This is a genomic window from Mesorhizobium captivum, from assembly GCF_033977165.1.
Taxonomy (GTDB): Bacteria; Pseudomonadota; Alphaproteobacteria; order Rhizobiales; family Rhizobiaceae; genus Mesorhizobium; species Mesorhizobium captivum.
The window spans coordinates 26,170-46,678 of record NZ_JAVIJB010000004.1; the positions used below are offsets into that span (position 1 = coordinate 26,170).

Here is a 20,509-nt window from a genome sequence, read left to right on the forward strand (position 1 = left end):
GGTTCCCCTGTGGAAAGGAACCCGACAAGACACTGGATCAAAAGTCAAATCTGAAGGATCTGTCCAGCGTCAAACGGAATTAAGACTGTGCAATGTTAAGCAAAGACATGCCTGGAGATTTCCGGTAGCATCAACGTTACGCGTGTCTTCTCTCGCGCGCCGGAGGAAAGTATGGTCCCTGCATTGTCCCGGCAACTCCAGACTGTTGCATGGAATCCTTGACCGGTCGCGGTGCCGAGGCGGTCGCGCAATCCGTTTACCGCCGGTTAGCAACATTAGTGTCTTATAATGGATCAGGCTTGCCTTCGTCCTTCCGTTGGGACTTGACGGACTTCGTTTGCTCGAGCCGTTGATACGGAGGATGATCGCCAAGGAGCGTTGCATGCAATTGACGCAGGATGTGGCTCAGAGGGTCACCGAAGCGATTTCACGCCCGTCGTGGAAATCGGCCGATCCGACGCTTTTCGCGATGCTTCTGCAGAAGAATGCGGACCAGAACCGCAAGGTCGTCCGTTGGGGCATAGCGGCGGCCGTGTTGAGCTACATATGCTACGGCGCGTTCGACTGGTTTCTTTTCCCGGACCTTGCGGACCGTCTGATCCTGACGCGCCTGACGTTGGGACTGACCTTCCTGGTGCTTGTCGAACTCGTCGCTCGACGCGGTTTTGCCGTCACCACTCTGCACTATGTTGCCGCCCTGGCGATCGTGGCGGGCGCAATCGGGTGGCTGCTGTCGGCGCTCGGCACGACGCATCAGGAAGCGCTGTCCCATTTCATCATCTTCGGCACGGTGTTCATTCTCGGCGCCAATCTTTTCTTCAATTTCCGGCTATGGCTCTCGGCGCTGTCATCGGCGACCGTGACGGTCGCCTTCGCGAGCGCCACGCTGTTCGTCCTTGAAGCCGACTTTGCCATCCGCCTGGTGCTTGCAACCTATTTCGCGAATTGCCTTGTTTTGTCGCTATATCTCTCATGGCGCCTCAGCATGGAGCGCTACCAGACCTTCCTGCATGCGCTTCAGGCGCAGATCCAGGAGCAGGTCGCCATCGAGAACGGTCAAAAGCTCATCGAGATCGCGGATACGGATCCGCTTACCGGACTTAAGAACCGCAGGGCGATCACGCGGGAATTCGCGGATTTGTGCAGGGAATGGGCCACGGACAATGACGAAATCGGCGTCATTCTCATGGATGTGGACTACTTCAAGCGGTTCAACGACCGGCTCGGCCATCAGGCCGGCGACGACTGCCTGATCGAGCTCGCCCGTGCCTTCGACGAAACGGCGGCTTCCAACCATGCAATCGCGGGACGCTACGGCGGCGAGGAATTCGTCGTGCTCTGCAAGGTCGCCGGACATGATCATCTGCGCGAGGTGACGCATCAATTCTGCCGGGCCGTCGAGGATCTGAAAATCTCCCATCCCGACCGGGACGACAAGCTCGACATCGTCACCATCAGCGCCGGCGCCTCGTTGACGCGCGCCGATCAAAGCATAGAGCTTCGGATCCTGCTGCAGGAGGCCGACCGCGCGCTCTATGCGTCGAAATTCTCGGGGCGCGCGACCTTCACGATCTATGACGCCCAGGCCATCGACCAGAAGCGCGCCAGCCAGAATCTCTCGGAACTGCTCAAGCATGCCGTTTCGGAGGGACTTGTCTCCGTTGTTTATCAACCGATCTGCGATGCGACATCCGGCCAGGTGCTTGGTCATGAGTCGCTGATGCGGCTGCGCGACTTCGACGGCAGTGTGATCAGCCCGTCGGTGTTCATACCGGTCGCCGAGCAGACTGGCGGCATCGAGGAACTTGGGCTGTGGCTGATCGATCGGGCCTGCGGCGACATGGTCGAGCATGGATTGGGGGCGGTCGTGTCCGCGAACGTGTCGGTCGTCCAGCTCAAGGCGCCGAATTTCCCGCTGCACATCACCGAGATTCTTGGCCGGCATGGCATGGCGCCTCATAAACTGGCGCTCGAGGTCACCGAGGGCAGCGACATTTCCCTGGAGGCGCAGGCCGCCAGAAGCATCGAGCAGCTTCGAGCCCTGGGCGTTCAAATTTGGCTGGATGATTTCGGAACCGGATTTGCGGGTCTGGCATGGCTACGTCGTTTCAAGTTCGACGTCGTCAAGATCGACCGAAGTTTCCTGCACGATTGTCAGACGGTTCGCGGCCTGAGCCTGTTGCAGGACATGGTCAGGCTTCTGCGCAATCTGGGCCACACGGTCCTTGTCGAGGGCGTCGAGACGAAAGAGCAGCAGAATCTGCTCCAGCACATGGGGATTCAGTCGATCCAGGGCTTCCTCACCGGGCGCCCGGTTCCGATCGAAGAGATCAAGCAGGCCAGGCGGGAACTCGTCGCTTAGAGCGCGTCGCGCTGAAACGGATTCAGGCGGCGCGCTTTAAGCCTTTGTTTTGATGCATGTCGTTGTCCCAGAACCGCTGCACACTTCTGGGCGACATGCATAGAGCAATTCCAGGAAAAGCGTGGAACGGTTTTCCTGGAACTGCGTCATACGTAGGGCTGGAGCGCTCCATGAAAAAGGTCGGGCCGCTTCACGGCCCGACCTGGAAAGCAGCTCCACCGTCGCCTGTGCCGGCGCTGCGAAATCTCAGCGCCTGCGGATCTTGCCGTAAACGATGTTCCGGTTCGTTCCGTAATAGACCTCGGCGTCGACGCGGTTCTTGTCGACCGCGGCATTGATGATGTCCCACATGTCGCCGGCCGAGCGCAGGATGAGCGGCCAATCCATGAAGGTCTCCATGTAGCCGTCGGTGGTGATCTCGTCGCTGAAGTTGGCGAAGAGGAATTCGCCGTCCGGCTTGACCAGTTCCATGGCTCGCTGCAGCAGGCGTGCGCCGACAGGGAGCGGCAGGTAGTCGTACAGGCCGGACGCGTAGACAAGATCGAACGTGCCAAGCGGGTAGGCGCGCCGCAAGAGGCCGCGCACGGAGCCGTCTATGGCTTCCACTGCGGTGCCGGCGAGGTCGCGGTTGACGGTGCCGACGCTCACCGGGTCCTGGTCGAGACCCACCCAGCGCTTCAATCTTTTTTCGGCGAGCGCCTTGGAGAGCTCGGCTTCCCGCAAATGGCCGCAGGCGATTGCCAGCACCTCGGCATCCTCAACCCGCGCAGCCGTTTCGTCGACCGTCCTTGCCAGTATCTCGCGGCGCTCGCGCCCCGCCACCGAACTTGCCGCCTCGCTCGTATAGGCAAAGATCGCACGGCCGAGTTCGCTCGATGATGCCACGATCTCGTCGGCGCTCGGGTGCTTGTAGTAGATGTCCAGCAGCGTCGCGTCGCCCGAATAGCCGCGCGGCTTTTCGAAGGACCAGCGCGTGAACGGATCCTGTTCCAGGTATGCCGCCACGCGATGCTGCTGAGCCAGCGGGATCAGCTCCTGCCAGACGACCGGGGCGGCATCGTGGCGCAATTCGTGCAATCGACCGGCCAGTCTTTCGACGATTTGCCCCGCGGGCTCCTGGCGCGCGAAAGCCTGGTGGGCAAGGTCCAACACAAGCGAGAGCTGGGCCGCCCGCGCCTTGAGCTCGACCGCGTCGACCGTCTCCGCGGACGCCGCCTTGTGCTTCTTGATCAACGTCGATGTGATGAGGCTTGCTTCATCAATTTTCAAGTCCGGATTCAGCGCCATATGGGCATTCCTTGTGGTCCCCCACCGGCGATTATAAATGCTTAGAGTTTTAATAAAAGTTTAGGACGGGCTGCATTAGCAAAGCTTAAAATAATGACTCTCCAAGGTTTGACCGCTGAAAGCCTGCGGCCGCCGCGTGAACCGACGCGTGCCGAATTGCGGGGACGTGCTGCGAAACGCCGAAGAGGAATCGATGGGCGGCAAGCGCACGGCGCGCAGGTCTTGCGCCTCTGCCGGTTAGCCACGCCTGCCGCGCATTCGAGTGCCATGAAGGGCAGCCATGCCGGAAAGGTGCTGGCCGCCGGCAAGCGCTGCGCTAGCTCCTTTGGAGTTGGCGGTGTGGCAGGAGCAGCAAGATGGAGCTTGTTACACACAAGAAGATGAAGGCTGGCCGCCAGATGCCGTGGGGGAAAGGTACTGTCGTTACCGGCGCCAAGGGTTATGTCTTTCTTGCCGGCAATACCGGCACAGCCGGAAATTATGATCCGTCGACCGGCAAGGGCGGCTCCGTCGGCGATGCCGCGGCGCAATGGCGCTCGATCCTGATGAACATCAAATCGGATCTGGAGGAACTCGGCAGTTCGCTCGAGCACCTCATCAAGATCACCCAGTACGTCAAGGGACCGTTTCCGGATGGCGGAGCTCTCAGCTCGCCCAATTTTCGGCTGGACGTGATGGATGAATTCTTCGCCGAGCACTGTCCGAAGCACTGCAGCTACAACAACCCGCCGCCATCGGAAGTGATCGGCGTTGCCGCACTCGCGCATCCCGACCTCGTTATCGAGATCGTGGCGGTCGCAGCCTTGCCGGATTAGCGGATGGCGCGGCTTCCGGCAGAAAATATCAAGGCACGATCAGCGTGCCGGCGCCGTGCTCGGTGAACAGCTCGAGCAGCACCGAATGCGGCGTCTTGCCGTTGAGGATGACGACGCCTTCGACGCCGCGCTCGATCGCTTCGATGCAGGTCTCGACCTTCGGGATCATGCCGCCCGATACCGTGCCGTCCTTGATCAGCGCCTTGGCCTCGGCGACCGTCAGCTCGTCGATCAGCTTCTTGTTCTTGTCGAGCACGCCGGGCACGTCGGTGAGGAAGAGCAGGCGCGAGGCGCGGCAGGCGCCGGCAATGGCGCCGGCAAAGGTGTCGGCATTGATGTTGTAGGTGTGGCCGTCGCGGCCGGGCGCCACCGGCGCCAGCACGGGGATCATCTCCGAGCGCGCCAAAAGGTCGAGCAGCGTGCGGTCGACCTCGACCGGCTCGCCGACGAAGCCGAGATCCAGCACCCGCTCGATGTTGGAATCCGGGTCGATCATCGTCTTGCGCGCCTTTTCGGCGAACACCATGTTGCCGTCCTTGCCGCACAGGCCGATCGCCCATTCGCCCTCGGCATTGATCAGCGCCACGATCTCCTTGTTGATCGAGCCGGCCAGCACCATCTCGACGATCTCGACCGTCTTCTGGTCGGTGACGCGCAAGCCGCCCTCGAACTTGGATTCGATGCCCATCTTGTTGAGCATGGCGCCGATCTGCGGCCCGCCGCCATGGACGACGATCGGGTTGACGCCGGACTGTTTCAGGAGCGCGACGTCGCGGGCAAAGGCCTTGCCGAGTTCCGTATCGCCCATGGCGTGGCCGCCATATTTCACGACCACGGTCTTATTCTCGTAGCGTTGCATGTAGGGCAGCGCCCTGGAAAGCAGCGCGGCCTGCATTTCGGCGGTGGCGGCGATGTCCGTCATCGGTATCGATCCCAGCTGGCGTGAATGGCGGCGTCTTAGCGGGAATTGCCCCAGGCCGCAAACGGCTTTGCGGTCACAATGATGAAATCATGCGTGGGCGCTAGCCCGGCACCTTGAGCGGCGCGCGGCGCTGGAGCCATCCGGAGAGCTTCTCCATCTGTGCGGCGAGCGACAAAAGCGTCTCTTCGTCGCCGGGCCGCCCCGCGGCCTGGATGCCGAGCGGCAGGCCGCCCGCCGTGACATGCACAGGCAGCGCGATCGAAGGCTGGCCGCTGACATTGTGGATCGCCGGCCAATGGGTGAACCACAGGCTCTTGTCCATCAGCTGGCCGAAAATTGATTTGATCCTGAGCAGTCCGGTGAGATGCAGCTTGTCGAGCGTGTTTTCGATGAGCTCGTCGGCGCCCTTCGGATCCATCGAACCGCAGGCAAGCGGCGGATGGGCGATGATCGGCATCAGCACGGCATCGAAGCGCGCGGTCTCTTCGATCATCCGCCGCGCGGTGGCGTTGAGCCGCTGCACCGCGTCATAGACTTCGCCGGCGGACAGCATTTCGCCGAGGCGGCCGAGCACGCGCGTCGCGCGCTCGACCTCGCCGGAGACGGGACGGCCGACACGCAGCGCCTCGGCCCGCATCATGCCCGCGACCGCCGAGGCGACGCTCTTGCAGAAATCGGCCATGAAGTCGCGGCCGATACAGGGCAGGGCGATTTCTTCCACCGTGTGCCCGCCCTCGCGCGCCAGCGCCACCGCCGTGTCCAAAGCTTCAAGCGTCTCGGCCGAGATCGGCAGGCCGAGCGGCGACTTGCGGTAGACGGCGAGGCTGAGCTTGCCGGGATCGCGCGCCGCGGCGGCCGCAAAGGAGCCCTTCGGCGCCGGCGCCGCGTAGGGCGACAGCGCGTCGGCGCCATGGGTCAGGTCGAGCAGGAGCGCTGTGTCGCGCACCGAGCGGCTGACGGCGTGGTCGACGACCATGCCGTACCAGCTCTCGCTTACCAGCGGCGTCAACGGCACCCGGCCGCGCGAGGTCTTCAATCCGACGAGCCCGCTGCAGGCCGAGGGCACGCGGATCGAGCCGCCGCCGTCGGAAGCGTGCGCCGCCGGCACCACGCCCGCCGCCACGAGCGCCGCAGACCCTCCCGATGAGCCGCCTGTGGTGTGGCCGGTGTTCCATGGATTGCGGGTGATGCCGAAGCGGGCCGATTCCGTCATTAGCCGCAGCCCGTGCTCGGGCGAGGTGCTGGTGGCGATCGGGATCAAGCCCGCAGCCAGATAGCGCTCGACCATCACCGAGTTGAAATCCGCGGTGAAGGCCGGAATGCGGCTGCCGCCATGGATCGGCACGCCCTTGATGCCGATGCCGAGATCCTTCAGCGCGAAAGGCACGCCGGCGAGCGGCAGCTTGCGGTCGATCGCTTTCGCCCGCGCCCTGGCGGCATCGTAGAGCGGCGTGGCTATGGCATTGATGTCGGGCCTTGTCGCCTCGGCGCGCGCGATCGCCGCGTCGACCAGCTCCTGCGGCGAGACGTCTCCCTTGTGCACGAGCTCGGCAAGTCCTGTCGCATCCTGTTCCCAAAGCACGCGTTCGATCGACATCGCCGCCCCCTCTTTTGCGCAAGGCTATCGCATGAAGCTGCAAATCGGAATCGGGATTCGACAGACTAGCGGCACGACAATCTTTGGCGGACCACGCGCCCGGCGCCCCGTTGCAAATAAATCGCAATCTTCTAATTTGCCTGCATGGGGCCTCAGGACATCAGCAAGCTGATCGTTCGGACTTCGATGAAGGACCGGGCTGCGTTCGATCTGCTCTACAAGCAGACCAGCGGGAAACTTTTCGGCGTCTGTCTTCGTGTCTTGAGGGACAGGGGCGACGCGGAAGAAGCGCTTCAGGAGATCTTCGTCAAGATCTGGACGAAGGCGGACCGCTTCGCGGTTTCCGATCTGAGCCCGATTTCCTGGCTGGTGGCGATTGCGCGCAACCATGCGATCGATCGCATCCGGGCGCGGCGCAGTCCTTCCGCCAACATCGACGCAGCCCTCGACGTCGCCGATCCGACGCCGGGACCTGAGGCCATGGCTGTCGCGGGCGGCGAGACCGAACGCATCTACCATTGTCTCGACGAATTGGAGAAAGACCGGGCCGCGGCGGTCCGGGGCGCCTATCTCAACGGCGAAAGCTATGCCGAGCTGGCGGAGCGCCACAACGTTCCGCTGAACACGATGCGGACTTGGCTGCGGCGAAGCCTGCTCAAACTTAGAGAATGCCTGGAAAGATGACGCTGGCGGAAAACAACGGACCGGAACGCGGAGGCGACGACCTGCTCGCCGCCGAATACGTTCTCGGCGTTCTGGCGGCCGACGAACGCCAGATCGTTTCCCGCCGCATCGACACCGAGACGGCCTTCGCCCGCCTGGTCGATGCCTGGGAGGTCCACTTCGCGCCGATGGCGGCCGCCTATGCGGCGGTCGAGCCTCCGGCATCGGTCAAGGCGGCGATCGACCGCCGGCTCTTTGCCTCCTCGGCCGCCACGTCCGCCGCGCCTAGCACCGGCCTGCTCGGGAGCCTTGCCTTCTGGCGCGGGCTCGCCGCCGCCGCGCTTGCCGCTTTGGCCGTCTTTGTCGCCCTGCCTTTCGTCAATCCGTCATTGCCGCCCCCTGAGACCAGGCTGGTTGCATCGCTCGCCGCCGACAACAGCAACGTCAAATACCTCGCCGTCTATGATGCCGCCCGCCACGAAGTCGGCCTCTCGCTCGTTTCCGGTGAGCGCGGCTCCGGCAAGGACTTCGAGCTGTGGATGATCGAGGGCAAGAACGCGCCGGTCTCGATGGGCGTGATCCCTGCCGGTCAGACCGCGCGCATGGCGGTCACGCCGGCCGTCCAGCAGAAGCTGGCGCAGGGCGCTGTGCTCGCCGTCAGCCTCGAGCCGACCGGCGGTTCGCCGACCGGCCAGCCGACGGGCCCCGTCGTCGCCGCCGGCGACCTGAAGGGCATCTGATCGTCGGAAAATTTCAAGCTTAACTGAAGTCTATCTGCCTATCATGCCTGGGCAGCAGCGACTCCGCGTGCTTAGGATGCAGCGCATCAGAAATCAGATCGGCGAATAAAAAATCTTCGAGGTTCGCGAAACTAAGTTTTTGATGCCTCGTATCTCCTCGCGTTCCCAAGGACGGGAAAAACAACCCGAGGAGACTTATATCATGCGTAAATTCGCCACCCTTTTGCTTGCCTCGACGATCGGCCTTTCCGCGCTCGGCGCCGTTGCCTATGCCGCCAATCCGATGGTCGGCGGCGCGCCGATGTATGCCAAGAAGAACATCATCGAGAATGCCGTCAATTCGAAGGACCACACCACGCTGGTCGCCGCCGTCAAGGCCGCGGGCCTTGTCGACACGCTGCAGAGCGCCGGCCCGTTCACCGTCTTCGCCCCGACCAACGAGGCTTTTGCCGCGCTGCCTGCCGGCACGGTCGAGACGCTGCTCAAGCCCGAGAACAAGGACAAGCTGACCAAGATCCTCACCTGCCACGTCATCGCCGCCAAGGCGCTGGCCGCCGACGTCGCCAAGATGGCCAAGGCCGACGGCGGCGCCCACAAGGTCAAGACCGCGGGTGGCTGCGAGCTGACGCTGAAGTCGGAGAAGGGCAAGGTCAGCGTGACCGACGAGAACGGCAACGTCGCCCATGTCACGATCGCCGACGTGCGCCAGTCGAACGGCGTCATCCACGTCATCGACAAAGTTCTCTTGCCGAAGATGTAACGAAAGGCTTGCTGTCGACGAACAGGCAGTAGTTCCTTCTGACCGGTCGCGTGGTTTTGTCTATGTGTTCCGCGATCGGTAAGCGTCCGCTCCGCGCCGTGGCTTCGTCATCGGAGCCCCTGTGCGGAGCGCCCGTCAAAGGGGCATCAACGGCCTTTTGATTTCCCGTAGGCCGCTGAATCTGGCAAATAGACAGCAGGAGAAATGGTGATGAACCGTCGCGACTTTCTTTGGAGCGGCGCGGCCGCGACCGCCTTGATGATCGGCACTGGAGTGGCGTTGCGCACCGGCGGACCGAAGCCCGCGCTTGCCGCCGAGACCTTCGAGGTCACCAAGACCGACGCCGAATGGCATGCCATCCTTTCCGATGCCGCCTTCGACGTGCTGCGCAAAGAAGGCACCGAATATCCGGGCACCAGCCCGCTGCTCAACGAGCACCGCAAGGGCATCTTCGCCTGCGCCGGCTGCGACCTGCCGGTCTATCCGTCGGAGACCAAATTCGATTCCGGCACCGGCTGGCCAAGCTTCTGGCAGGAAATTCCCAACGCCATCGGCAAGACCGAGGACCGCTCGCTCGGCATGACCCGCACCGAGGTGCATTGCCGGCGCTGCGGCGGCCATCTCGGCCATGTCTTCGACGACGGTCCGCCGCCCACCGGCCTGCGTCACTGCATCAACGGCGTGGCGCTGAGCTTCAAGCCGGCAGCGGCCTGAGGCAGCACTTCGATCTCTTTTGGAAAAGACATGACCCCGGAAATCGTCGCCGACTTCCGGGGTCACTCGTTGAGGATGCCAGGCGGGGGTTCCGGCTCCTCAATGGCCTCCGCCGCCACCGCCGCCCTGCTGGGCCGGCTTGTTGATGAACAGCACGAAAAATCCGAGCGAGGCGAACAGCACGGTCAGCATCATGAACACGTCCATGAAGGACAGCAGCGCCGCCTGCTGCTGGACCATACCCGACAGCTTAGAGATCGCGGCGCTCGTGGCGTCGAGGCCGGCGGTCTGCTCGAAATTCAGCGTCATGTTCTGCAGCTTGGTCTGGGCCGCCTGGCTGCCCCACTCAACATGCTCGGAGAGCCGTGCATAGTGGAAGGCGTTGCGGTCGATCAGCACCGTGTTGATGACGGCCAGGCCGACGGCGCCGCCGAGGTTGCGGGTCAGGTTGAACAGGCCCGACGCATTCTTCAGCCGTTCCGGCGGCAGCGTGCCGAGCGCGATGTTGTTGATCGGGACCATGCACAGCATCATCGAGCAGCCGCGCAGGATCTGCGGAACGAGCAGCTCATAAAAATCCCAGTCGGCGGTCAGATGCGTCATCCACCAGGTGCCGGTGGCGAAGCCGATGAAGCCGATCATCATCATCAGCCTGAGATCGATCTTGTTCGACAGGATGCCGGCAACGGGCGCGGTGAAGAACATCGCCAGGCCGCTGACGAACAGCGCCTCGCCGATCATCATCGAATCGTAACCGCGGATACGGCCGAGGAAAACCGGATAGAGGTAGGTCAACCCGTAAAGGCCGATGCCGACGACGAAGGAGAACAGCGAGCCGAAGGCGAAGTTGACATTGGTGAAGGCCCTGAGATCGACGATCGGTTCCTCGGCGGTGAAGACACGCCAGAAGAAGATGATGCCGCCGATGGTCATGATGACGGCGCAGGCGAAGACCGCCGGCTCCTGCAGCCAGTCATGGTTCGGGCCCTCTTCCAGCACATATTCCATGCAGCCGAGGAAGGCGGCCATGCCGGCCAGGCCCCACCAGTCGAACTTGCTGAACAGCTTGAGGTTGGGCTTGTCGAAATCGATCAGTGCCCAGGCCGCCGTCGCCACCAGTATGCCCGGCACGACATTGATCAGGAACAGCCAGTGCCAGGACATGGCGTGGCTGATATAGCCGCCCACCGTCGGGCCAATGGTCGGCGCCAGCGTCGCCACCAGGCCGATCATCGGCGAGACGACGGCGCGCCGCGACGGCGGGAAGATGGTGAAGGCGGCCGCAAAGACGCTCGGGATCATGCCGCCGCCGATGAAACCCTGGATGGCGCGGTAGACGATCATCTGGTCGATGTTGGTGGCGGTCGCGGCAAGTGCGCTGGCCGCGGTGAAGCCGGCGGCGGCGATCGTGAACAGGACGCGCGTCGACAGCATCCGGCTGAGGAAGCCGGACAGCGGGATCATCACCACTTCGGCGATCAGGTAGGCGGTCTGCACCCACGGGATCTCGTCGGAGCTGGCGCTCAGGCCCGCCTGGATCTCGGCGAGCGATGCCGAGACGATCTGGATGTCGAGGATCGCCATGAACATGCCGAATACCATCGCCAGGAAGGCGATGACACGGCGCACCGGCATATGGTCGGCGGGCGCGGCCGCTGCCGGCCGTGCCGGCATTGATCCTGCGGTGATGGTTGCGGTTGCCATTTGATGGCCTTTCCCTGAAACAGGCTGGGCGGCTCAGCGCTCAATTGGCCGCTGAACCGCCCCCCAAAGTTCCTAGTTCGTCGTCGAGGCCGGCGCGGTGCGGCTGTCGGCGGCGACGACGACGCTCAAACCGGCGCGCAGCTTGCCGGTCTTCAGCACATCGGCCGGCACGTCGATGCGGACCGGCACGCGCTGCACGACCTTGGTGAAGTTGCCGGTGGCGTTTTCCGGCGGCAGCAGCGAGAACACCGCGCCAGAGGCCGGCGCCAGCGACGAAACCGTGCCTTCGAAGGTCTGGCCGTCGATGGCGTCGACGGTGATGCGGACCTTCTCGCCGGGCACCAGCCGGCCAAGCTGCGTCTCCTTGAAGTTGCCGACGATGTAGAGCTTGTTCATCGGCACGACGACGGCGAGCTTCTGGCCGGGGCTGACGAGGTCGCCCTGCTCGACCGAGCGGTTGCCGACGACGCCGTCATAGGGCGCCTTGAGCACGGTGAAGGAAAGGTCTCGCTGGGCCTTGTCGCGGGTGAGCTGCAGCGAGGCGAGTGTGCTCGCCTGCTCCGCGCGCTGGGCTTCGAGCACGCCGATATTGGCTTGGGCCGCGGTGATCTGCGCGTCGGCGCCGGCAAGAGCGGCCTTCGCCTGGTCGAGCGCCGTCTGGGCGTCGTCGAGCTGCGCCTGCGTGCCGACATGGGTTTTGAGCAGCTGCGCCGCGCGGGTCTGGGCGCGTGCCGCATTGTCGGCGGCAGCCTGGTCGGCGATCTTCTGCGCCTCGGCCTGCGCCAGCGAGGCCTGGGCCGCCTTGGTCTGGGCGTCGATGCGGTCGAGCGTCTTGCTCAAGGTCGCGATCTGCGCCTCGGCCTGGGCAACGGCGATTTTGTAGTCGCCGTCGTCGATGACGAACAGCGGATCGCCGGCCTTCACCTGCTGATTCTCGCTCACCAGCACCTTATCCACATAGCCGGAGATTTTCGGCGACACGAACGACATGTCGGCCTGGACATAGGCATCGTCGGTGGAGATCATGAACCGGCCGTCGGTCCAATAGTTGTAGCCGTACCACGAACCGGCGCCGAGGAGGGCAAGCCCGATGATCGGTAAGAGGAACGAACGGACAGAGCGCTTCTTCTTGACCGGCGCTTCGACAGGCGCGACGGGAGCGGGCTGCAGAGGCACTTCCGGAGCTTCGGTCGACGGCTGGACCTTGGCGTTGGGAAACGTACGGACTTCGGCGGTAGCGGGCGCGTTGGAGGACATGGTAAACTCTCTGGAGTAGGTCAGTCAGACTGAACCGTTCGGTTCGAATTGGTGATTGACATAGCGTGTAAAGAGGCCCATATCAAGTGCAAATCGAACCGATTGGTTCGAAATATTTCGTGAGGTGTGACTTTAATGGTCGAAACGACAGCGGACAGCGATCTGCTCGACCTGCGCAAAGGCCGTCCGGCGGCCGGGCAGGATCCGGTCAAGCGGGCCCAGATTATCGAAGGCGCGCGCCGCGTCTTCATCGACAAGGGCTTCGAGGCCGCCTCGATGAACGACATCACGCGCGAGGCCGGCGTCTCCAAGGGCACGATCTACGTCTATTTCGCCAACAAGGAAGAGCTGTTCGAGGCCCTCATCGAGGAAGAGCGCGGCACCATCTTCAAAAACATGTATGAGGTGCTCGACCATTTCGAGGACCTGCGCAAGACGCTGGTGAAGTTCGGCATGGTGCTCTCGGCAAAGATCACCTCAGCCAAGGTCATCCAGGCGCAGCGCACGGTGGTCGGGGCCTCCGACCGGATTCCCGAGCTTGGCGCCCGCTTCTACGAGCGTGGGCCGAAGCGCGGCCATGACAAGGTGATGGTCTTCCTCAATGAAGCCGTCGAGCGCGGCCTGCTTGCGATCGACGATGTCGACCTCGCCGCCTATCAGTTCACCGAGCTCTGCCTGGCCGGCCTCTTCCGCCAGTGCATCTTCTCCTATCGCACCAAGGCGCCGAGCCCGGCCGAGATCGAGCATGTCGTCCGCTCCGGCGTGAACGTCTTCCTGAAGGCCTACGGCACCGAAAAGCTCGCCGCCGAAGAGAAGGCGTCGGAATCGGTCTGAGCGAGCTGCCTGTCGGTTCGTCGTCCTTCGGCGGAGAACGCCGCTGCAGTGTAGAAATCCGAAACGCTGGCGGGACAGCACCCCCGTCTGTCCGGCAGGACAGAGGGGTGTGAAGGAACGCGGCGGCAGGATCGCGACACGCCCCTTCGTCCTTTCCAACTCTCCCATCAATCAGTCTTCTTAGAGCCTGTCGGAAGGTCTTGTTAACCATCAGTTCCTATGTCTCGGGATAGCTTCATTCGACGAGTCTCGAGTATGACATCCATGCGTTTTTCCCGTGCCAATCCTTCCGGTGCATCCGTCTACGGCAACGACGGTTCCAGCCGTCCGGAGGACCCACGGGACCATGGCGACGCCGCGCCGCCGCAACAGCGAACGGCGCAGGTCGTCACGCTGCGAGCCCTGGCTGAAGGCGAATCAAAAGCGGCCTCGTTAGATTCGGCCGGCGCCGGCGAATTCAGCCAACCGGCATGGCAGCAATATTTCTTCCTCGCGCCCAATGTGCGGTTCACCCGCACGCCGGATTCCGACAAGCGGCCTGCACCGCAACCGGATGATGAAGCGCCGGCCAAGGCGGCGGCCGCCTCGCGTGATTCTATCCGCCTCGCGCCATCGGCCCCTCAGGCGGCCAATCCGGTCCGGACAATTCCGGCCGCAACCTCCACCGCTTCGGTTAGGCCGCCTCAGGCCGTCGCCAGGCCGCAGTCCGTCACCGCGCAGGCGCCGAAGCTACAACCGCAATCGCCGAAATTTCGCTGGTCTTATCTTTCCGACGATGCGTTTTTCGAGTTCAGCATGCCCTTGCTTGCCGAGCGCCTGGCGCGGGCTCGCCTGAACGATCCGTTGCCATCGCCCGGCGCTCCCGCGCCGGCAAATCCTGCAGCGCGGCCAAGCCCATCCCGCCCTGCCGCCATCAGTGAGGCCACGTCGTTCTACCGGGTCATCGAATGGCGCGCGAATGGGCCGGCCGCAAATCCTGCCTCGGCGCCGGCCGGCGCGCCCGCCGCCCAGCCCGCTCCGGTAGAGATCGAACCGCGCGCGCCCGTACCGGCGGCGGCGGCATCGGTTTCCGTTGCAAGCAGCGCCCGGACCGCGAGGCCCGCGCCCTCCCTGCCTGTCGCCGGCAAGGTAGTGCCCCCGACCGCCGCGGCCGGCTACGAGCTTCCTTCCGAGGACCTGCTGCAGATGCCGCCGGAGGGCCAGGGCTTCTACATGTCGCAGGAGCGGATGGAACAGAACGCCGACCTGCTCGAAAGCGTGCTGGAGGATTTCGGCGTCAAGGGCGAGATCATTCATGTCCGGCCGGGTCCGGTCGTCACGCTCTATGAGTTCGAGCCGGCTCCGGGCGTGAAATCCAGCCGCGTCATTGGGCTCGCCGACGACATCGCCCGCTCCATGTCGGCCGTCTCGGCACGCGTCGCCGTGGTGCCGGGCCGCAATGTCATCGGCATCGAGCTGCCCAACGAAACACGCGAGACGGTCTATTTCCGCGAGCTGATCGAATCGGCCGGCTTCCGCAACACGGCCTGCAAGCTGGCGCTCGGCCTCGGCAAGACGATCGGCGGCGAGCCGGTCATCGCCGACCTGGCCAAGATGCCCCATTTGCTGGTCGCGGGCACCACCGGCTCGGGCAAGTCGGTCGCCATCAACACCATGATCCTGTCGCTGCTCTACCGGATGAAGCCGGAGGAATGCCGCCTCATAATGGTCGACCCCAAAATGCTGGAACTGTCCGTCTATGACGGCATCCCGCATCTGCTCACGCCCGTCGTCACCGATTCCAAGAAAGCGGTCACGGCGCTCAAATGGGCGGTGCGCGAGATGGAGGAGCGCTACCGCAAGATGGCGCGCCTTAGCGTGCGCAACATCGACGGCTACAACCAGCGCGCCGCCACCGCCCGCGACAAGGGTGAGGTCGTGGTCATGCAAGTGCAGGTCGGCTTCGAGAAGGGTACCGGCGAGCCGCTGTTCGAGGAGCGCGAAATCGACCTCGCGCCGATGCCCTACATCGTCATCATCGTCGACGAGATGGCCGACCTGATGATGGTGGCCGGCAAGGAGATCGAAGGCGCCATCCAGCGGCTGGCGCAGATGGCCCGTGCCGCCGGCATCCATTTGATCATGGCCACGCAGCGCCCGTCGGTCGACGTCATCACCGGCACGATCAAGGCCAATTTCCCCACCCGCATCTCCTTCCAGGTGACGTCGAAGATCGACAGCCGCACGATCCTCGGCGAGCAAGGCGCCGAGCAGCTGCTCGGCCAGGGCGACATGCTGCATATGGCCGGCGGCGGCCGCATCGCGCGCGTGCACGGCCCCTTCGTGTCCGATCTCGAGGTCGAGCACGTCGTGGCGCATCTGAAGGCGCAAGGACGCCCGGAATATCTCGATACGGTCACCGCCGACGAGGAAGCGGAGGAAGAGGCCGCCGACACCGGTCCGGTCTTCGACAAGGGCCAGGTCGACGCCGAGGATGGCGACGCCCTCTACGAGGAGGCCGTCAAAGTGGTCAAGCGCGACAAGAAATGCTCGACCTCCTATATCCAGCGCCGCCTCGGGATCGGCTACAACCGCGCCGCCTCGCTGGTCGAGCGCATGGAGAAGGAAGGCCTGGTCGGTGCCCCCAACCATGTCGGCAAGCGCGAAATCCTTGCCGGCCGGCGGGACCATGCGCCGGAACGCGACGAGACGGATTGAGAGGTGTTCGGGCGGGGCTGAGCCGAACGATACGGCTCTGGTCCTGTCACCTTACTCAATCAGGCCGCTTTCGGCTCAGGTGTTTCAGCCGCCGTTTGCCACCAGCGCGATCGCCGCGCGCAGCTCGTCGAGCCCCGCGGCCTTTTCCGACGACGTCGCCAGAACCACAGGAAAGGCCGCCGGCCGCTTCTTGATCTTGGCCAACGTTTCCTCGATCAGCTTCGGCACGCCGGCCGCCTTGATCTTGTCGGTCTTGGTCAGCACGACCTGGTAGGAGACCGCCGCCTTGTCGAGCAACGACAGCACCTCCTCGTCCTTGGCCTTGATGCCGTGTCGGGCATCGATCAGCACATAGACGCGCTTCAGCGTGACGCGTCCCTGCAGATATTCGAAGATCAGCTTCGTCCAGGCGTCGACCTTGTCCTTCGGCGCGCTGGCATAGCCGTAGCCGGGCATGTCGACCAGCGCCATCGGCGGCAGGTCGGCACCCTCGCCGGAGAACCCGTCCGGCACGAAATAGTTTAGCTCCTGTGTGCGCCCCGGCGTGTTCGAGGTGCGCGCCAGGCCCTTGTGGCCGACCAGCGCATTGATCAGCGAGGATTTGCCGACATTGGAGCGCCCGGCAAAGGCGATCTCCGGCGGCCCTTCCGGCGGCAGGAACTTCATCGACGGCACGCCACGGATGAAGATCCAGGCGCGGGTGAACAGGTCGGTGCCGATCGTCGTTTTATCGGATGTCGTGTTTGGCGCGTTCAAACCGCGGCCTCCAGCTTGGAAATGTCGGCGCCACGGATGGCGTTGAGGTTGCGGCTGATCTTGTCGACCGGCCAGTCCCACCAGGCCGCCTTCAAAAGCCGCCGCACCGTGAACTCGTCGAAGCGCATCTTCACCACCTTGGCCGCGTTGCCGGCGACGATCGCATAGGGCGGCACGTCGTGCGTGACAACCGATTTCGCCGCCACGATGGCGCCATGGCCGATGTTCACGCCGGGCATGATCACCGCATCCATGCCGATCCAGACATCATTGCCGACGATGGTGTCGCCACGGATTTCCTTGGACCATGTCTGCGGGTCGAACCCTTCCTCCCAGCCATGGCCGAAAATGTTGAACGGATAGCTCGAGAAGCCGGACATGGCATGGTTGGCGCCGTTCATGATGAAGCGCGCGCCCTCGGCGATAGCGCAGAACTTGCCGATGATCAGCCTGTCGCCGATGAAGGGATAATGGTGCAGCACGCATTTCTCGGCGAATTTATCGGGACCGTCGGGGTCGTCGTAATAGGTGAAGTCGCCGATCTCGATATTCGGCGCGTTGACCAGTCCCTTCAGGAAGCCGACGCGCGGATGCATCGCGATGGGATGCTTGATGTTGGGATTGGGTCCGGTCATCGGGATGGCTCCGTCCACCCTTGCAGCGAGACGGCACTTATATGGACATGCGCTGGCGCGGTCTACCCGCGTAACCGGGGTCCCGCCGCGAGACCCCGGCCTGCCGGACGGCCTCCCAAACACCGGCGTCGTCGCGCCGGAAGCCATCCGGCTCGTTGGGGAGGACCGGGCAGCTACGAGACAAGGCGCGCTGGAGTTTCGCGAGGCGAAGCGAGTTCCGGAAGAAAAGTTCGCGAGTTTCTGCGCGCAGGGCATTGGACGATAACAAAAACCCCGGTCATGCCGGGGTTTTTGTAACTCATGGCCGGGCGCCGGCTATTCCGCCGGCGATGGTTTCTTGCGGAACAGCGCCGCCAGATTGTCCCACAATTCGATCTTGGCGCCTTGGCGCTTCATAATCACGCCCTGCTGCAGGATCGAGAGCAGGTTGTTCCAGGCCCAGTAGATGACGAGACCGGCAGGGAAACTGCCCATCATGAAGGTGAAGATCACCGGCATCCAGGTGAAGACCGCGGCCTGGGTCGGGTCCGGCGGCGCCGGGTTCATGCGCATCTGCAGGAACATGGTGATGCCCATCACCACCGCCCAGGCGCCCATATGCGGCAGGAAAGCCGGCGGAGCGAAGGGCAGCAGGCCGAACAGGTTGAACAGCGAGGTCGGATCGGGCGCGGCAAGGTCGTGGACCCACCCGAAGAACGGCGCATGCCGCATCTCGATGGTGATGTAGAGCACCTTGTAGAGCGAGAAGAAGACCGGGATCTGCAGCGCCACCGGCCAGCAGCCGGCCAGCGGATTGATCTTCTCGGTCTTGTAGAGCTCCATCATCGCCTGCTGCTGCTTCATCTTGTCGTCCGCGTATTTCTCGCGGATCTCGAGCATCTTCGGCTGCACCTTCTTCATGTTCGCCATCGACGCGTAGGACTTGTTGGCTAAAGGGAAGAAGATGGCCTTGACGATGACGGTGGTGGCCAGAATCGCCAGCCCGAAATTGCCGAAGAATTTGTACAGCGTGTCGATCAGCCAGAACATCGGCTTGGTGATGAAGTGGAACCAACCCCAGTCGATCAGGAGGTCGAAGCGCTTGATGTGGCGGTCTTCCTCATAGGCGTTGATCTTGGCGACTTCCTTGGCGCCGGCGAAAACCTCGGTCTCGACGGTCGCCGACTGGCCGGCCTCGACATTGATCGCATCGGTCAGGAAATCGGACTGGTAGCTATGGCTGTGCGGGCCGGCGTTGAAGTCGAAATAGGAATAGGTGGGCTGGAACGGCTGCTTCTCGGTCGGCACCAGCGTCACCGCCCAATATTTGTCGGTGATGCCGAGCCAGCCGTCGGTCGACTTGCCGGGCTTGACCTGCTTGTCCTTCTCGATCGCCGCGTATTTGTGCTCCTGCAGCCCTTCGGTGCCGGTAAAGCCGATCAGGCCTTCATGCAGCACATAGGTGCTGGCCACCGCCGGCTTGTCGAAGCGGGTGACGCGGCCGTAGTTGAACAGCGAGACGGCGGCGCTGCCCGAATTCTGCACGGTGTCGGAGACCGTGAACATGTAGTCGTTGTCGACCGAAATGGTGCGCTTGAACGTCAGGCCCTTGTCGTTGGTGTAGGTCAGCGTCACCGGCGTCGCCGGCGTCAGCGTCGGATTGCCGTCGACGCTCCACACCGTATCCGCGCCGGGCACCGTTCCGGTCTTGTCGTTGCCGACGAAGCCGATCTCGGCGAAATAGCCGTTGGGCAGCGATGACGGATTGAGCAGCTCGATCTCGGGCGAGTTCTTGTCGACCGTCTCGGTGTAGTGCTTGAGCTTCAGGTCGTCGAGACGCGCGCCGGTCAGGTTGATCGAACCTTCGAGGCTCGGCGTGTCGATCTTGACGCGCTTCGTCGCGGCAATGGCCTGGTCGCGGCTGGCCGCGGTGACGGCTTCGCTGCCGGGCGCGGTTGGAATGGCGCCCGGAGCCGGAGCCGGCGTTCCGGCCGTGCCGGAATTGGCGCCGCCGCCCGCTTCCTTCTTCTGCGCCTCGGCGCGCTGCTGTTCGATGCGTGCCGTCTCGCGCTGCTGCTCCATGCGCGGGTTCATGTAGAACACCTGCCACAGCGTCAGGATCAGCACCGACAGCGCGATGGTGATGAAGAAATTGCGGTTGTTTTCCATCGAAAGCCTTTGGCCTATCGTGTTCCGCGCAGCCGGCGGGAAAGCTCGGCCTTCAACTGGCCGAACGGAATGGCAAGCACGTCTTCGCGCCCGACGATGACATAGTCATTGCCGGGCGCCATGTCATCGGCGGCATGCGTGCGCACGGCTTCTCTCAGCCGCCGCCGGACGCGGTTGCGCACCACGGCGTTGCCGACCTTCTTGGTGACGGTGTAGCCGACGCGTGGCGCAGAAACGTCGCCACGGTCGAGAACCTCGACGAGAAAAAGCCGCCCGCGGCGCTTTTCGCCGCCGCGCACAGCCAGGAAATCCGCGCGTTTCAGAAGCCGCCCGGGAGTTTGTCCCTTTGGCTTGCCGGTTGCGGGCAACGATCTCGTCTTTCGTTCAGGCGCTGAGCCGCTTGCGGCCGCGGTTGCGGCGGGCGGCAACGACGCCGCGACCACCCTTGGTGGCCATGCGGGCACGGAACCCATGCCGGCGCTTGCGGACGAGTTTGGACGGTTGGTAGGTACGCTTCATTTGTTTTAATACCGCGGCGTGCGGCCCTTCTTGATTCTGTCACTGTGTAACAGGAGCTTAGCCGGGCCGGTTTAGGCGCGATCGAAACCGCGCCGGGAC

The 20,509-nt window shown here is 63.6% G+C and carries 18 protein-coding genes; 8 read left to right on the forward strand and 10 right to left on the reverse strand.

Annotation, left to right across the window (positions count from 1 at the left end; genetic code table 11):
- Nucleotides 1–382: 382 nt before the first annotated feature.
- The gene (locus RFM40_RS05330; RefSeq protein WP_320277264.1) at nt 383–2,362 is read left to right on the forward strand and encodes a putative bifunctional diguanylate cyclase/phosphodiesterase; all 1,980 of its coding nucleotides are present in this window, start codon (nt 383–385) and stop codon (nt 2,360–2,362) included.
- A 246-nt stretch (nt 2,363–2,608) separates the two neighbouring features.
- On the opposite strand, the gene RFM40_RS05335 is transcribed toward RFM40_RS05330, so the two are convergent.
- On the reverse strand, nt 2,609–3,649 hold the full coding sequence (locus RFM40_RS05335; protein WP_320277265.1) for a class I SAM-dependent methyltransferase: 1,041 nt from the start codon (nt 3,647–3,649) through the stop codon (nt 2,609–2,611).
- Nucleotides 3,650–4,005: 356 nt separating this feature from the next.
- Here RFM40_RS05335 and RFM40_RS05340 point away from each other — a divergent pair, with 356 nt between their 5' ends.
- Nucleotides 4,006–4,464: a RidA family protein gene (locus RFM40_RS05340; RefSeq protein ID WP_320225174.1), complete on the forward strand. Its 459-nt coding sequence runs from the start codon at nt 4,006–4,008 to the stop codon at nt 4,462–4,464.
- Between the two features lie 28 nt (nt 4,465–4,492).
- On the opposite strand, the gene argB is transcribed toward RFM40_RS05340, so the two are convergent.
- Nucleotides 4,493–5,386: an acetylglutamate kinase gene (argB, locus tag RFM40_RS05345; protein ID WP_320218204.1), complete on the reverse strand. Its 894-nt coding sequence runs from the start codon at nt 5,384–5,386 to the stop codon at nt 4,493–4,495.
- 100 nt (nt 5,387–5,486) lie between these two features.
- On the reverse strand, nt 5,487–6,983 hold the full coding sequence (locus RFM40_RS05350; RefSeq protein ID WP_320277266.1) for an amidase: 1,497 nt from the start codon (nt 6,981–6,983) through the stop codon (nt 5,487–5,489).
- Between the two features lie 144 nt (nt 6,984–7,127).
- On the opposite strand from RFM40_RS05350, the gene RFM40_RS05355 reads away from it, so the two are divergent.
- From RFM40_RS05355 to msrB, 4 genes are all read left to right on the forward strand, one after another.
- The gene (locus RFM40_RS05355; protein ID WP_320225176.1) at nt 7,128–7,667 is read left to right on the forward strand and encodes a sigma-70 family RNA polymerase sigma factor; all 540 of its coding nucleotides are present in this window, start codon (nt 7,128–7,130) and stop codon (nt 7,665–7,667) included.
- Nucleotides 7,664–8,386 carry an anti-sigma factor gene (locus tag RFM40_RS05360; protein ID WP_320225177.1) on the forward strand — a complete coding sequence of 241 codons (723 nt, stop codon included), beginning with the start codon at nt 7,664–7,666 and terminating at the stop codon, nt 8,384–8,386. Before RFM40_RS05355 ends, RFM40_RS05360 begins: the two co-directional genes overlap by 4 nt.
- Nucleotides 8,387–8,588: 202 nt before the next feature.
- Entirely contained in the window at nt 8,589–9,146 is a 558-nt protein-coding gene (locus tag RFM40_RS05365; RefSeq protein ID WP_320225178.1) for a fasciclin domain-containing protein, read from the forward strand.
- Nucleotides 9,147–9,356: 210 nt separating this feature from the next.
- Nucleotides 9,357–9,860 (forward strand): peptide-methionine (R)-S-oxide reductase MsrB, encoded by a 504-nt coding sequence (msrB, locus tag RFM40_RS05370; protein ID WP_320218200.1) that lies wholly within the window; start codon nt 9,357–9,359, stop codon nt 9,858–9,860.
- A 99-nt stretch (nt 9,861–9,959) separates the two neighbouring features.
- On the opposite strand, the gene RFM40_RS05375 is transcribed toward msrB, so the two are convergent.
- Together RFM40_RS05375 and RFM40_RS05380 are read right to left on the reverse strand one after the other, a co-directional pair.
- Nucleotides 9,960–11,564, reverse strand: coding sequence for a DHA2 family efflux MFS transporter permease subunit (locus RFM40_RS05375; RefSeq protein ID WP_320225179.1), 1,605 nt, complete (start codon nt 11,562–11,564; stop codon nt 9,960–9,962).
- A 72-nt stretch (nt 11,565–11,636) separates the two neighbouring features.
- A complete protein-coding gene (locus tag RFM40_RS05380; RefSeq protein WP_320277267.1) occupies nt 11,637–12,821 on the reverse strand; it encodes an HlyD family secretion protein in 1,185 nt (394 codons plus the stop codon).
- 135 nt (nt 12,822–12,956) lie between these two features.
- On the opposite strand from RFM40_RS05380, the gene RFM40_RS05385 reads away from it, so the two are divergent.
- Nucleotides 12,957–13,655, forward strand: a complete 699-nt coding sequence (locus tag RFM40_RS05385) for a TetR/AcrR family transcriptional regulator (RefSeq protein ID WP_320277268.1) — start codon at nt 12,957–12,959, stop codon at nt 13,653–13,655.
- 264 nt (nt 13,656–13,919) lie between these two features.
- On the forward strand, nt 13,920–16,352 hold the full coding sequence (locus RFM40_RS05390) for a DNA translocase FtsK (RefSeq protein WP_320277269.1): 2,433 nt from the start codon (nt 13,920–13,922) through the stop codon (nt 16,350–16,352).
- 84 nt (nt 16,353–16,436) lie between these two features.
- Here the strand turns inward: RFM40_RS05390 and yihA are convergent, their stop codons facing one another.
- From yihA to rpmH, 5 genes are all read right to left on the reverse strand, one after another.
- On the reverse strand, nt 16,437–17,108 hold the full coding sequence (yihA, locus tag RFM40_RS05395; protein ID WP_320277270.1) for a ribosome biogenesis GTP-binding protein YihA/YsxC: 672 nt from the start codon (nt 17,106–17,108) through the stop codon (nt 16,437–16,439).
- Nucleotides 17,105–17,743 carry a CatB-related O-acetyltransferase gene (locus tag RFM40_RS05400; protein ID WP_320225184.1) on the reverse strand — a complete coding sequence of 213 codons (639 nt, stop codon included), beginning with the start codon at nt 17,741–17,743 and terminating at the stop codon, nt 17,105–17,107. Before RFM40_RS05400 ends, yihA begins: the two co-directional genes overlap by 4 nt.
- Nucleotides 17,744–18,058: 315 nt before the next feature.
- Complete coding sequence (gene yidC, locus RFM40_RS05405; protein WP_320277271.1) at nt 18,059–19,891, reverse strand: membrane protein insertase YidC; 1,833 nt, start codon at nt 19,889–19,891, stop codon at nt 18,059–18,061.
- 14 nt (nt 19,892–19,905) lie between these two features.
- Nucleotides 19,906–20,259 carry a ribonuclease P protein component gene (gene rnpA, locus RFM40_RS05410; RefSeq protein WP_320218192.1) on the reverse strand — a complete coding sequence of 118 codons (354 nt, stop codon included), beginning with the start codon at nt 20,257–20,259 and terminating at the stop codon, nt 19,906–19,908.
- Nucleotides 20,260–20,275: 16 nt separating this feature from the next.
- Nucleotides 20,276–20,410: a 50S ribosomal protein L34 gene (gene rpmH / locus RFM40_RS05415; RefSeq protein WP_008833937.1), complete on the reverse strand. Its 135-nt coding sequence runs from the start codon at nt 20,408–20,410 to the stop codon at nt 20,276–20,278.
- Nucleotides 20,411–20,509: the final 99 nt, after the last annotated feature.

What these genes read in the sequence shown, in the direction of transcription:
- argB (WP_320218204.1), bottom strand. Translation starts at nt 5,386, where the DNA reads ATGACGGACATCGCCGCCACCGCCGAAATGCAGGCCGCGCTGCTTTCC.
- RFM40_RS05335 (WP_320277265.1), bottom strand. Translation starts at nt 3,649, where the DNA reads ATGGCGCTGAATCCGGACTTGAAAATTGATGAAGCAAGCCTCATCACA.
- RFM40_RS05390 (WP_320277269.1), top strand. Translation starts at nt 13,920, where the DNA reads ATGCGTTTTTCCCGTGCCAATCCTTCCGGTGCATCCGTCTACGGCAAC.
- RFM40_RS05350 (WP_320277266.1), bottom strand. Translation starts at nt 6,983, where the DNA reads ATGTCGATCGAACGCGTGCTTTGGGAACAGGATGCGACAGGACTTGCC.
- RFM40_RS05340 (WP_320225174.1), top strand. Translation starts at nt 4,006, where the DNA reads ATGGAGCTTGTTACACACAAGAAGATGAAGGCTGGCCGCCAGATGCCG.
- msrB (WP_320218200.1), top strand. Translation starts at nt 9,357, where the DNA reads ATGAACCGTCGCGACTTTCTTTGGAGCGGCGCGGCCGCGACCGCCTTG.
- RFM40_RS05360 (WP_320225177.1), top strand. Translation starts at nt 7,664, where the DNA reads ATGACGCTGGCGGAAAACAACGGACCGGAACGCGGAGGCGACGACCTG.
- RFM40_RS05375 (WP_320225179.1), bottom strand. Translation starts at nt 11,564, where the DNA reads ATGGCAACCGCAACCATCACCGCAGGATCAATGCCGGCACGGCCGGCA.
- RFM40_RS05365 (WP_320225178.1), top strand. Translation starts at nt 8,589, where the DNA reads ATGCGTAAATTCGCCACCCTTTTGCTTGCCTCGACGATCGGCCTTTCC.
- RFM40_RS05400 (WP_320225184.1), bottom strand. Translation starts at nt 17,743, where the DNA reads ATGACCGGACCCAATCCCAACATCAAGCATCCCATCGCGATGCATCCG.
- rpmH (WP_008833937.1), bottom strand. Translation starts at nt 20,410, where the DNA reads ATGAAGCGTACCTACCAACCGTCCAAACTCGTCCGCAAGCGCCGGCAT.
- RFM40_RS05355 (WP_320225176.1), top strand. Translation starts at nt 7,128, where the DNA reads ATGGGGCCTCAGGACATCAGCAAGCTGATCGTTCGGACTTCGATGAAG.
- yidC (WP_320277271.1), bottom strand. Translation starts at nt 19,891, where the DNA reads ATGGAAAACAACCGCAATTTCTTCATCACCATCGCGCTGTCGGTGCTG.
- RFM40_RS05330 (WP_320277264.1), top strand. Translation starts at nt 383, where the DNA reads ATGCAATTGACGCAGGATGTGGCTCAGAGGGTCACCGAAGCGATTTCA.
- RFM40_RS05385 (WP_320277268.1), top strand. Translation starts at nt 12,957, where the DNA reads ATGGTCGAAACGACAGCGGACAGCGATCTGCTCGACCTGCGCAAAGGC.
- RFM40_RS05380 (WP_320277267.1), bottom strand. Translation starts at nt 12,821, where the DNA reads ATGTCCTCCAACGCGCCCGCTACCGCCGAAGTCCGTACGTTTCCCAAC.